This window comes from Corynebacterium sp. HMSC04H06 (assembly GCF_001815935.1).
GTDB lineage: Bacteria > Actinomycetota > Actinomycetes > Mycobacteriales > Mycobacteriaceae > Corynebacterium.
The window spans coordinates 112,011-124,869 of sequence record NZ_KV823440.1; the positions used below are offsets into that span (position 1 = coordinate 112,011).

Here is a 12,859-nt window from a genome sequence, read left to right on the forward strand (position 1 = left end):
GGCGAGTACTAAACGAGCAGTTGCCTAGCGCGGTGAGGAGGCCATTCATGGCAGACCAGGCGGGAGACCCGGTGGTCCCACAGTCAATCAGCGCGTTCGTCGGCGCCTGGTTCGAGGGACACCGGGCGGAGATTCATGGCTGGCGCCGCCACATCCACCGCCACCCGGAAACGGCCAACCGGGAGGTAGAGACCACCCGGTATATCGCCGCCCGCCTGGCCGAGTACGGCGTTAGCGCCCACCGCTTCCCGGAGACCGGCCTGATGGCCGACATCGGCCCGGATACCGAGGGCGGGCGCGTGGCCTTCCGCGCGGACATCGACGCCCTGCCGGTCACGGAGGTCACCGGCCTAGAATTTACCTCGGAGGTCCGCGGGGTGGCGCACGCTTGCGGCCACGACGTGCACACCACCGTGGTGCTGGCCCTGGCCTGCGCCATCGCCGACTATGACCGTGCCTTCGGCCTGCCGGTCGGCGTTCGGGTCATCTTCCAGCCCGCCGAGGAGGTCTGGGTGGGCGGGGCCACCGACGTCATCGAGTGGGGCGCGCTCAAGGGCGTGCACTCCATCTTCGCGGTGCACGTGGAGCCCAAGCTGCGCGTCGGGCGCATCGGCGTGCGCACCGGCGCTATCACCTCGGCCACCGACATCGTCGAGCTGACCATCAACGGGCCTGGCGGGCACACCTCCCGCCCGCACCTGTCCGCGGACGTGGTCTACGCGCTGGGCAAGGTGATAACGGAGCTGCCGGCGCTGCTGTCGCGCCGAGTGGATCCGCGCACCGGTACGGTCGCTGTCTTCGGCCAGGTCAACTCCGGCTACGCGCCGAACGCCATCCCGGAGACCGGCACGGCCTCGGGCACGGTGCGCACCGCGGATATCGGGGTCTGGCGCAAGATCCAGGGGCTGGTCACCGAGCTCATCGAGCAGATCCTCGCCCCCGTTGGCGTCGAGCACGTCCTGTCCTATCACCGCGGCGTGCCGCCGGTGTTAAACGACGACGTGGCCACCGCCCTGCTGGCCAGCGCGGCCAGCCACATCGACCCGCAGGCCGTGGTGGAGGCCCCGCAGTCCTCCGGCGGGGAGGATTTCTCCTGGTACCTCGAGCACGTTCCCGGATCAATGGCGCGCCTGGGCTGCTGGTCCGGCGACGGCGAGCAGTTCGATCTGCACATGGGGGATCTAGTGGTGGACGAGCGCGCCATCGGCGTGGGCATTAAGCTCTTTGGCTCCGTGGTGGAGCAATTCGCGAACTCGGAGGGCGTAGACCTAGGCTAGGGCGGTAGAGTAGGCGGGGAAGTATCTTTATGACACTTGTCTTGTCTCTATTTCCCCGTGACCTAATCGCCTGAAGTTTATTAAAGGAGCTTTTCTACGTGTCTCACCAGTCGCAGCGAATTGTCATCATCGGCGGCGGCCCCGCAGGTTATGAAGCAGCTTTGGCCGGTGCCAAGTATGGCGCCGACATCACACTGATTGAAGATCAAGGCATGGGTGGCTCGGGCATCCTGCTGGACTGCGTGCCGTCGAAGTCCTTCATCGCGGGCGCCAACATTAAGACCGACCTGCGGCGTGCGGAGGCCATGGGGCTCAACGAGCACCTGGGGCACATGCCGCTGGCACTGCAGGCCCTCAACGAGCGCGTGCAGGCCCTGGCCGCCAACCAGTCGGGCGATATCCAAAACGACATGGAGCGCGCCGGCGTGCGCGTCATCAACGGCCGCGGCTACTTCGGCGAGGACCAAACCGCCAGCGCCAGCGCGTGCCACAAGGTCACCGCGGTGCACAACGATGGCGGCGAGGAAGAGGTCCTGGAGGCGGATCTGGTGCTGATCGCCACCGGCGCGACCCCGCGCATCCTGCCGGGCGCCCAGCCGGACGGCGAGCGCATCCTGACCTGGCAGCAGGTCTACAACCTGCAGGACCTGCCCGAGCACCTCGTCGTGGTCGGCTCCGGTGTTACCGGCGCGGAGTTCGTCTCCGCCTTTGCGGAGCTGGGTGTGAAGGTCACTATGGTCGCCTCCCGCGACCGCATCCTCCCGCACGACGACGCCGACGCGGCCGACGTGCTGGAGACTGTCTTGTCCGAGCGCGGCGTCGAGCTGGAAAAGCACGCCCGCGTGGACACCATCACCCGTACCGAGGACGGCGGCGTGTGCGTCAAGACCTCCGACGGCCGCGAGATTTTCGGCTCCCACGCCCTGATGTCGATTGGTTCCATCCCGAAGACGGAGAACCTGGGCCTGGAAAACGTCGGCGTGGCGACCACCAAGTCCGGCCACATCGAGGTCGACCGCGTCTCGCGCACCAGCGTGGCCGGCATCTACGCCGCCGGTGACTGCTCCGACCTGTTCCCGCTGGCCTCCGTGGCCGCCATGCAGGGCCGCATTGCCATGTACCACGCCCTGGGCGAGGGCGTGTCCCCGCTGCGCCTGAAGACCGTCGCCACCGCCGTGTTCACCCGCCCGGAGATCGCCGCCGTCGGCTTCACCCAGGCCGAGATCGAAAACGGCGACGTGGCCGCCCGCACCATCACCATGCCGCTGAGCACCAACCCGCGCGCCAAGATGCGCTCGCTGCGCCACGGCTTCGTCAAGCTGTTCTGCCGCCAGACCTCCGGCCGCGTCATCGGCGGCGTGGTCGTCGCTCCGACGGCCTCCGAGCTCATCCTGCCGATTGCGGTCGCCGTGACCAACCAGCTCACCGTAAACCAGCTGGCGGATTCCTTCGCGGTCTACCCGTCCCTGTCCGGCACCATCACCGAGGCCGCCCGCCGTCTAGTTGCCCACGACGACCTAGAGTAGGCACTACTCAAACGCCCCTCCCGGGGCGGCCCCCGACGGCATAAATTAAAGGCAGCTGGTCACAGACCAGCTGCCTTTTTGCTACTTAACCCCCTTTTGCTGCGTTTCCTACGCGCTTCCGCCGCCCCCGCGGCCTAGGCCCGGGGCAGGAAGAGGTAGGACAGCAGCGCGATAAAGCCCACGGCCAGGGCCGCCAGGCCCGCCAGGTTGATGGACGCGGTGCCGGTCAGCGCGATGAAGGACCCCACTCCTACGATGATGAGCGCGGCGCCGAGGCTGCCCACAATTTTCGGCATCCGCGGCGCCTGTGGGCGCGCTAGGATGGACACCAGCGATATCACGGCGAGTACAAGCGCCACCCATTCCGTTACGCGAAAGGCGGCCCCGGCCTCCGCAACGAGCAGGGCCACGGCCCCGGCTACGGCCAGCAGGGTAATGGCGGCGGCGGTCTTCGGCAGGCGGGGCGTAATCGTCACGGCGGGCGTCCATCCCTCATTTTGGGGTCATCTATTTCTGAGATAGCTACACAAAGCTAGTCAAACTCCCGCCCGTGTGTCAACCGCTGCAGCGGTGTTTTCTGGGGCGAGCGCCCCAGCGCGGTTAGAACCGCAGGCCGCTGGGGCTGGCGTTGAGATCGTGGTGCGCCTCGACGCCGGACTGCGGGAAAGCACGCTGGGGGCAGGCGCTGCGCGGGCAGGTGGTGCACCCGGGCCCGATGGGGGTGGCGGCGGCCGGGTTGAGGTTGAGGGCGTCGGAGTAGATGAGCCGGTGGGCCTGGGAGATGTCGCAGCCCAGGCCGACGGAGAACTCCTTGCGCGGGGTGCCAAAGGGCTGGACCTGGCCCTGGATGTGGCGGGCGATCCACAGGTAGCTGTGCCCGTCGGGCATGGTGGCGACCTGGCGGGTGATGCGGTTGGGGGTCTCGAAGGCCCGGTGGACCACCCACAGCGGGCAGGAGCCGCCGGAGCGGGAGAAGTGGAAGCTGGTGGCGGACTGGCGCTTGGAGATATTGCCTGCGCGGTCGGTGCGGATGAAAAAGAACGGCACGCCCTGGGCGCCGGGGCGCTGGAGGGTGGCTAGCCGCTGGGCGGTGGCTTCGAAGCTGGTTCCGAAGGCGGTGCCGAGGCGCTCGACGTCGTAGCGGAAGTCCTCGGCCTGCTCGAGGAAGGCGGTGTACGGCATGGTCACGGCGGCGGCGAAGTACTGGGCCAGGCCGTAGGTGGCCAGGTCGCGGGAATCGGCATCGGCCAGCTCGGAGACCAGGTTGTACAGGACGTCGCGGTAGGCTAGCAGGCAGTATTGGAGGGCCATCTGGAAGCACAGCTGGGCATCGGTCAGCCCGTCCTGCAGGTCCAGCTGCCGGGTTTCAGGGTCGTAGTGGCGGCGCAGGTGGGGGCCGGCCGCGCGGAAGCGGACCTGCACGCCGAGCTCGCGGTCGAGCAGTGTGGACAGCTGGGTCAGGCGGAACAGGCTGTCGCCCAGCCGGCCGGAGAGCTCCTCGGCCAGGACGTCGAGCTCGTGGATGTAGTTGTTGGCGTCGTAGAAGAAATCGCGCACGACTTCGTAGGAGCCGGCGGGCCGGGAGTCCGGCACGCGCCGGGCGATGTCGACGAGCCCCGGCATGAGCTCGGGGTAGCGGGCGGCGATTTCGGAGAGCGTGGACTCGGGCGCCTGGGGGAAGATGGTGCGCAGATCGGAGATGGTGCGCACATCCTTGACCGGCGAGAAGTAGGTCGGGTCCACGCCGAAGCGCTGGGTCAGCTGCATCAGCACCGTCACGGTCAGCGGGCGTTGGTCGTTTTCCAGCTGGTTGAGGTAGCTGGTGGACAGGTCCAGCTCCTTGGCCATGGCCACCTGGGTGAGGCCGCGGGACTTGCGGAGCGCGTGGATCCTTGCCCCCGCGTAGTGCTTGCTCATCGTATTCAATCTTCCTTTGGCGCTCGTGTGCTGCGGATTTTACAGATTTTGCGGGAATTGCAGTCATATTCCACTCTATTCCGCAAACTTTACTTGTGGTCTGGGACCGTGGCAACCGCCTAGTGTGATGTGAAACGCAAACAAGTGTTACGGTCCTCACAATGGGGCTTAGAAAGGCAGGCACGGCAGACCATGATCGAGCACCAAGTACGCACCCACAAGTCCGCGGAGGACTTCCCGCTGGAGGAGCACCTGGCCTACAAGGTGGCGCAGGTCGCCGCGGACCCGGTGGCCGTTGACGACGAGGTCGCGGACATGATCATCAACCGCATCATCGATAACGCGGCCGTGGCGGTTGCCTCCGTCACCCGCCGCCCGGTCACCTCCGCGCGCACCATGGCCGAAGGCCACCCGGTCACCGAAGGCGGCGCCAGCGTCTTCGGCATCGACGGCACCTACTCCGCCGAGTGGGCCGCCCTGGCCAACGGCACCGCCGTGCGCGAGCTGGACTTCCACGACACCTTCCTGGCCGCCGAATACTCCCACCCCGGCGACAATATCCCGCCGCTGCTGGCCGTCGCCCAGCACAAGGGCCTGGGCGGCAAGGAGCTCATCCGCGCGGTGGCCACCGGCTACGAGATCCAGGTCAACCTGGTCAAGGGCATCTGCCTCCACGAGCACAAGATCGACCACGTCGCCCACCTCGGCCCGTCCGTGGCCGCCGGGCTGGGCACCCTGCTCGAGCTGGACACCGAGACCATCTACCAGGCCGTGGGCCAGGCGCTGCACACCACCACCGCCACCCGTCAGTCCCGCAAGGGCCTGATTTCCTCCTGGAAGGCCTACGCCCCGGCCTTCGCCGGCAAGATGGCCATCGAGGCCGTCGACCGCACCATGCGCGGCGAGGGCGCGCCGGCCCCCATCTGGGAGGGCGAGGACGGCTTCATCGCCTGGATGCTGCACTCCCCGGAGCGCACCTACACCGTGCCGCTGCCGGCCCCCGGCGAGGCCAAGCGAGCCATCCTGGACACCTACACCAAGGAGCACTCCGCGGAATACCAGTCCCAGGCGCCCATCGACCTGGCCATCCGCATGAAGCAGACCTTGGCGGACAAGGGCCTGGACACCGCGGACATCGAGTCCATCGTCCTGCACACCTCCCACCACACCCACTACGTCATCGGCACCGGCGCGAACGACCCGCAGAAGATGGACCCGCGGGCCTCCCGCGAGACCCTGGATCACTCCATCATGTACATCTTCGCCGTGGCCCTGCAGGACGGCGGCTGGCACCACGTGGACTCCTACCTCCCGGAGCGCGCCGGCCGCCCGGACACCGTGGAGCTGTGGCACAAGATCTCCACGGTGGAAGACCCCGAGTGGACCCGCCGCTACCACTCCCACGACCCGAATGAGAAGGCCTTCGGCGCCAAGGCGGTCATCACTTTTAACGACGGCACCGTGGTCGAGGACGAGATGGCCGTGGCCAATGCCCACCCGCTGGGCGCGCGCCCGTTCGAGCGCGACAACTACATTGCCAAGTTCCGCACCCTCGCCGAGGGCCAGGTCGACCCGGCCGAGCAGGACCGCTTCCTGGCCGCCGCCCAGAACCTGCGCGAACTCACCGATTTGAGCGAGCTCAACGTCCGGCTTAACGATGCCGCCCTCGCCCAAGCCCCCAACACCCCGGAAGGACTCTTCTAATGGCTGGCCTGTTTGGTTCCACCGTTACTGACACTGAGAAGCGCCAGGCGCTGCGCCAGGCCCTGGCGGACGAGAACATCACCAGGCTGCCCGGCGCGTTCAACCCGCTGACCGCGCGGCTCATCCAGGACATCGGCGGCTTTGGTGGCGTCTATATCTCCGGCGCCGTGCTGGCCAACGACTTAGGCCTGCCGGATATCGGCCTGACCACCCTGACCGAGGTGGCCCAGCGCGCCGGGCAGATAGCCCGCGTGACCGACCTGCCCGTGCTGGTCGATGCCGACACTGGCTTCGGCGAGCCTATGTCCGCCGCCCGCACCATCGCCGCGCTGGAGGACGCCGGCCTGGCCGGTTGCCACCTGGAGGACCAGGTCAACCCGAAGCGCTGCGGCCACCTGGACGGCAAGGAGGTCGTGGAAACCGACGTGATGGTGCGCCGTATTACCGCCGCCGTCAACGAACGCCGCGACGAGAATTTCGTCATCTGTGCGCGCACGGACGCCGCCGGCATCCACGGCATCGACGAGGCCATCGAGCGCGCCAAGGCCTACGCCGACGCCGGCGCCGACCTGATCTTCACCGAGGCCCTCTACAGCCCCGCCGACTTCGAGAAATTCCGCGCCGCGGTGGACATCCCGCTGCTGGCCAACATGACGGAGTTCGGCAAGACCGAGCTGCTCAGCGCCCAGCAACTGCAAGATCTGGGCTACAACGCCGTCATCTGGCCGGTCTCCACCTTCCGCGTCGCCATGGGTGCCACCGAGGATTTCCTCCGCGACATGGCGAATACCGGCCTGCAGGCCGAATGGCTCGAGCGCATGCAGCATCGCTCCCGCCTCTACGAGTTGGTCCGCTACGACGAGTACAACGCCTTCGACAACTCGGTGTTCACCTACTCCAAGGACTCCTACCGTCCCACCTTCTAGACCCCACCACCCACCTTCCCACCTTCGTTGAAAGAAAGAAGCATTCATCATGTCTGATACCGCAGCTGATACCAAGAACCAGGAACCGGAGATCCGCAAGGGCCTCTACGGCGTCGTCGTCGACGAGACCGCCATCTCCAAGGTCGTCCCGGAGACCAACTCCCTGACCTACCGCGGCTACCCGGTCCAGGAACTGGCCCGCTACTGCTGCTTCGAGGAGGTCGCCTACCTGCTGTGGAACGGCAAGCTGCCCAGCCAGGAATCCCTCATCCGCTTCTCCGCCCGCGAAAAGGCCCTGCGCCACCTGGACCGCCACCTCATCGACCTCATCAAGTCGATGCCGCTGTCCTGCCACCCGATGGACGTGTTGCGCACCGCCATCTCTTATATCGGCGCCCAGGACCCGGAGGCCTACACCCGCGACTCCGAGCACATCCGCCGCACCGCCTTAGAGCTGATGGCCAAGATCCCGACGATCATCGCCCTGGACATCCGCCGCCGCCGCGGCGAGGACTACATCCAGCCGTCCCGCAAGAAGGGCTTCGCCGAGAACTTCCTGTGGATGGTCTTCGGTGAGGAGGAAGGATCCCCGGCCAACAACCGCGCTGATATCGAGGCCTTCGACAAGTCGCTCATCCTCTACGCGGAGCACTCCTTCAACCCCTCCACCTTTTCCGCCCGCGTGGTCACCTCCACCATGTCGGACACCTACTCCGCCATCGTGGCCGCCATCGGCGCGCTCAAGGGCCCGCTGCACGGCGGCGCCAACGAGGCCGTGATGAAGAACTTCCTGGAGGTTGCAGATCCGGCCAAGGCGGAGGAGTGGACCAAGAACAAGCTGGCCAACAAGGAGCTGGTCATGGGCTTTGGCCACCGCGTCTACAAGAACGGCGACTCCCGCGTTCCCACCATGGAGGCCGCCTTCAAGGAGCTGGCCAAGGAGCACGGCCAGGAGCAGTGGGTCGAGATGTACGACATCATGGCGAAGACCATGTACGAAAACACCTCCATCAAGATCCGCCCGAACCTGGACTTCCCGGCCGGCCCGGCCTACCACATCCTGGGCTTCGACATTGAGTTCTTCACGCCCATCTTCGTGATGTCCCGCATCACCGGCTGGACCGCCCACATCGTGGAGCAAAACGAGAACAACTCGCTCATCCGTCCGCTGTCTGCCTACGTCGGTGAGGAGCAGCGCTCGGTCCCGCCGAAGTCTTACTAAGACCCTCCCCCGGCCGGGGTCTGGTCGCCGAGATTCTCCCAGCACACTCATCCGTTCCTGCTCCTGCTTAAGGGTGCGTGTGCTGGGTTTTCCACTTTACAGCCTTAACAAAGAGACCATTGCAACTGTGTGAATCTTTGCACTGGAAATCGTCCCTAAAACGGTTGGGGACGAACTAAGATGTAAGGTGCATCACTCGCTGAACTGAAAGGAAAACTCGTGGTTCAGACTGCTCCCGCCTCGTTCTCGAAGGTGCTTGTCGCTAACCGCGGCGAGATTGCCGTGCGTGCCTTCCGTGCGGCCTTTGAGACCGGGGCCACCACCGTTGCTGTTTATCCCCGGGAGGACCGAAACTCTTTCCACCGGGCTTTCGCGGACGAGGCCGTGCGAATCGGCACCGAAGGCCAGCCGGTGAAGGCCTACCTGGATATCGAGGAAATCATCCGGGCGGCGAAGAAGTCCGGCGCGGACGCCGTCTACCCGGGCTACGGCTTCCTGTCCGAGCGCGCGGATCTCGCGCGGGCGTGCCAGGACGCCGGCATCAAATTCATCGGCCCGACCCCGGAGACCCTGGATCTGACCGGCGACAAGGCGGCCGCCGTGCACGCGGCCGAGGAGGCCGGGCTGCCTACCCTGAAGGACTCCGCGCCGTCCACCGACGTGGACCAGCTGGTTTCTTACGCCGAGGACTTCCAGTTCCCGGTCTTCGTCAAGGCCGTGGCCGGCGGTGGCGGGCGCGGCATGCGCTTCGTCGAGACGCCGGGGGAGCTTAAGGAAAAGGCGGCGGAGGCCTCCCGCGAGGCGGAGGCGGCCTTCGGCGACGGCAGCGTCTACCTGGAAACCGCCGTGATTAACCCGCAGCACATCGAGGTCCAAATCCTGGCGGATTCCCAGGGCGACGTCATCCACCTCTTCGAGCGCGACTGCTCCGTGCAGCGCCGCCACCAGAAGGTCGTGGAGATCGCGCCGGCGCCGTTCCTGGACGCCGAGCTGCGCGACCGCATCTGCCAGGACGCGGTGAAATTCTGCCGCCACATCAACTACGAGGGCGCCGGCACAGTCGAGTTCTTGGTCGACGAGCGCGGCAACCACGTATTCATCGAGATGAACCCGCGCGTGCAGGTCGAGCACACCGTGACCGAGGAGGTCACCGGCGTGGACATCGTGAAGTCCCAGATGCAGATCGCCGCCGGCGCCAGCCTGGAGGACCTGGGCCTTAACCAGGAGGCCATCCACCTGACCGGCTCGGCGCTGCAGTGCCGTATCACCACCGAGGACCCGAACAACGGCTTCCGCCCGGACACGGGCACGCTGACGGCGTACCGCTCGCCGGGCGGCGCCGGCGTGCGCCTGGACGGCGCGACCGCGGTCGGCGCGGAGATCTCCCCGAACTTCGACTCCCTGCTGGTGAAGATGACCTGCCGTGGCAAGGACTTCCAGCAGGCGGTGGCCCGCGCCATCCGCGCTCTCAACGAGTTCACGGTCTCCGGCGTTTCCACCAACATCGGCTTCCTGCGCGCCCTGCTGCGGGAGCCGGACTTCACCGCGCACCGTATTGACACCGGCTTCATTGCCAACCACCCGGACCTGCTCAAGGCCCCGCCGGCCAGCGACGAGCCGGGCCGCATCCTGGACTACCTGGCCGAGACCACCGTCAACCGCCCTAACGGCGAGCGTCCGACGCCGCTGCGCCCGTTCGACAAGCTGCCGGAGCGCTCCCACCGCGACTCCGATCTGCCGCGCGGTTCCCGCGATGAGCTGCGCGAGCTGGGCCCAAAGGGCTTCGCCGAGAAGCTGCGCGCCCAGGAGGCCCTGGCCGTTACGGACACCACCTTCCGCGATGCGCACCAGTCGCTGCTGGCCACTCGCGTGCGTGGCACCACGCTGGTGTCTGCCGCCGAGCACGTCGCGCGCCTGACCCCGAACCTGTACTCCGTGGAGGCCTGGGGCGGGGCCACCTTCGACGTGGCCATGCGCTTCCTCCACGAGGACCCCTGGGTCCGCCTGGACATGCTGCGCGAGGCCATGCCGAACGTCAACATTCAGATGCTGCTGCGCGGCCGCAACACCGTTGGCTACACCCCGTACCCGGACAAGGTCTGCCACGCCTTCGTGGAGGAAGCCGCCCGCTCTGGCGTGGACGTCTTCCGCATCTTCGACGCCCTGAACGACGTCAGCCAGATGCGCCCGGCTATCGAAGCCGTCCTCGAGACCGGCACCACCGTCGCCGAGGTCGCCATGGCCTACTCCGGGGACATGACCTCGCCGAAGGAAGACATCTACACGCTGGACTACTACCTGCGCCTGGCCGAGCAGATTGTCGAAGCCGGCGCCCACGTGCTGGCCATCAAGGACATGGCCGGCCTGCTGCGCCCGGACGCGGCCAGCAAGCTGGTTATGGCCCTGCGCAAGAACTTCGACCTGCCGGTGCACGTGCACACCCACGACACCGCGGGCGGCCAGCTGGCCACCTACTACGCGGCGGCCCTGTCCGGCGCCGACGCCGTCGATGGCGCTTCGGCCCCGTTGGCGGGCACCACCTCGCAGCCGTCCCTGTCGGCCATCGTCGCGGCCCTGGCGAACACCAGCCGGGACACGGGCATCGACCTGCAGGCCGTCTCCGACCTGGAGCCCTACTGGGAGGCCGTGCGCCAAGTCTACGCCCCGTTCGAGAACGGCATCCCGGGCCCGACGGGCCGGGTCTACAAGCACGAGATCCCGGGCGGCCAGCTGTCCAACCTGCGCGCCCAGGCCTCCGCGCTGGGCCTGGCCGACCGCTTCGAGGTCATCGAGGACACCTACGCCGCCGTCAATGAGATGCTGGGCCGGCCGACCAAGGTCACCCCGTCCTCGAAGGTCGTCGGCGACCTGGCGCTGCACCTGGTGGGCGCCGGCGTCGACCCGGCGGACTTTGCCAAGGAGCCGACCAAGTACGACATCCCGGACTCCGTTATCGCCTTCCTGCGCGGTGAGCTGGGCACCCCGTCCAGCGGCTGGCCGCCGCTGCGCGACAAGATTCTGTCCGGCCGCGCGGGCGAGAAGGAGGGGCTGCAGATTTCTGAGATCCCGGCCGACCAGGCTCGCCACCTGGACTCGGAGGATTCCACCGAGCGCCGCGAGGCGCTCAACCACCTGCTCTTCCCGAAGCAGTTCGAGGAGTTCAAGGAGTTCCGCCGCCAGTACGGCAACACCGAGGCGCTCAACGATGCTGAGTTCTTCTACGGCCTTTCCGAGGGCGAGGAGAAGATCGTCCACTTCTTCCCGGAAAACAGCACGGAGCGCGAGTCGCTCAACGCCATGGTCGTGCGGCTGGACGCGGTCGGCGAGCCGGATGAGAAGGGCATGCGCTCGGTCATCCTCAACGTCAACGGCCAGATCCGACCGATGAAGGTGCGCGACCACTCCGCCGAGTCCACCGTCGCGACGGTGGAGAAGGCCGACCCGGCCAACACGGGCCACGTGGCCGCCCCGTTCGCGGGCGTGGTCAACCCGACCGTCAAGGTCGGCGACGAGGTCGAAGAGGGCGATCAGGTCGCCGTCATCGAGGCCATGAAGATGGAGGCGTCCATCTCCGCCACTCAGTCCGGCACGGTGGAGCGCCTGGCCATCGGTCAGGCCACCAAGGTCGAGGGCGGCGACCTCATCGTGGTGGTCAGCTAGCTTACAAAGGCTAGAAGTAGTAAATCATGGTCCCCGGTTCGCCGCCGGGGACCTCCAGCGGGGTGAAACCGGCGGCATCGTAGAGCCGGCGGGCCCGCTCGTTGCGGGGATCGACCCACAGGGAGACCGCCGGTGCGGTCTGCTCTCGGGCGAGATCGCAGACGTTGCGCAGCAGGCGCTTACCCAGGCCTAGGCCGGCGTAGCGCCGCTCGACGGCGATGCACAGCTCGGGGATGTCTTCCGGGTCGAATTCCGTGGCCCACTGGCTGTCATCGTGCGGATCGGCGTCCGAGCGGCCGGTGTAGGCCACGCCCTTGTGCTCGCCGGTGAAATAGCGCAGCCAGGCCCCGCCGGCTGGGACCTCGTACTCGGAGATGGCGATGACCCCGCCGTCCACGCGCGGCGACCATTCGCCCACGTAAGCGCCGATGTCGCGCAGGTGCTCCTCGCCCAGCGCGGCCGTCTCATCGCCTAGGACGTCGGTCAGGTAGAACAGGCGCGAAAGGTAGGTGCGGTCATCATCCTGAGCCAGCCGCAGCCTGATCCCCGTGTCATTAACGTCGGGGTGCAAGGGGGTGCGGCGCTCAGCGGGGGAGTGGGCATTATCAGTCATGCCCACCAGCCTAG

9 protein-coding genes are annotated in these 12,859 nt (G+C 67.0%); 6 read left to right on the top strand and 3 right to left on the bottom strand.

The features are described from left to right. Positions 1-47 precede the first annotated feature (47 nt). Entirely contained in the window at positions 48-1,277 is a 1,230-nt protein-coding gene (locus HMPREF3067_RS08240; protein WP_070769237.1) for an amidohydrolase, read from the top strand. A gap of 98 nt (positions 1,278-1,375) precedes the next feature. Next, positions 1,376-2,803 (top strand): NAD(P)H-quinone dehydrogenase, encoded by a 1,428-nt coding sequence (locus HMPREF3067_RS08245; RefSeq protein ID WP_070769238.1) that lies wholly within the window; start codon positions 1,376-1,378, stop codon positions 2,801-2,803. Between the two features lie 134 nt (positions 2,804-2,937). Here the strand turns inward: HMPREF3067_RS08245 and HMPREF3067_RS08250 are convergent, their stop codons facing one another. Together HMPREF3067_RS08250 and HMPREF3067_RS08255 are read right to left on the bottom strand one after the other, a co-directional pair. After that, positions 2,938-3,279: a hypothetical protein gene (locus HMPREF3067_RS08250; RefSeq protein WP_070769239.1), complete on the bottom strand. Its 342-nt coding sequence runs from the start codon at positions 3,277-3,279 to the stop codon at positions 2,938-2,940. Positions 3,280-3,403: 124 nt separating this feature from the next. Beyond that, positions 3,404-4,720: a short-chain fatty acyl-CoA regulator family protein gene (locus tag HMPREF3067_RS08255; protein ID WP_070769240.1), complete on the bottom strand. Its 1,317-nt coding sequence runs from the start codon at positions 4,718-4,720 to the stop codon at positions 3,404-3,406. 192 nt (positions 4,721-4,912) lie between these two features. On the opposite strand from HMPREF3067_RS08255, the gene prpD reads away from it, so the two are divergent. The 4 genes from prpD to HMPREF3067_RS08275 all read left to right on the top strand — a co-directional run bounded on the left by prpD (position 4,913) and on the right by HMPREF3067_RS08275 (position 12,232). After that, positions 4,913-6,424 (top strand): 2-methylcitrate dehydratase PrpD, encoded by a 1,512-nt coding sequence (gene prpD, locus HMPREF3067_RS08260; protein WP_070769241.1) that lies wholly within the window; start codon positions 4,913-4,915, stop codon positions 6,422-6,424. Then, positions 6,424-7,350: a methylisocitrate lyase gene (gene prpB, locus HMPREF3067_RS08265; protein WP_070769242.1), complete on the top strand. Its 927-nt coding sequence runs from the start codon at positions 6,424-6,426 to the stop codon at positions 7,348-7,350. The genes prpD and prpB overlap by 1 nt, the downstream gene beginning before the upstream one ends. A gap of 49 nt (positions 7,351-7,399) precedes the next feature. Further along, positions 7,400-8,572, top strand: coding sequence for a bifunctional 2-methylcitrate synthase/citrate synthase (locus tag HMPREF3067_RS08270; RefSeq protein ID WP_070769243.1), 1,173 nt, complete (start codon positions 7,400-7,402; stop codon positions 8,570-8,572). Positions 8,573-8,791: 219 nt separating this feature from the next. Continuing rightward, complete coding sequence (locus HMPREF3067_RS08275) at positions 8,792-12,232, top strand: pyruvate carboxylase (protein WP_070769244.1); 3,441 nt, start codon at positions 8,792-8,794, stop codon at positions 12,230-12,232. Between the two features lie 10 nt (positions 12,233-12,242). Here HMPREF3067_RS08275 and HMPREF3067_RS08280 read toward each other — a convergent pair whose 3' ends face one another. Further along, positions 12,243-12,845 carry a GNAT family N-acetyltransferase gene (locus HMPREF3067_RS08280; protein WP_070769245.1) on the bottom strand — a complete coding sequence of 201 codons (603 nt, stop codon included), beginning with the start codon at positions 12,843-12,845 and terminating at the stop codon, positions 12,243-12,245. Between the last annotated feature and the right edge of the window lie 14 nt (positions 12,846-12,859).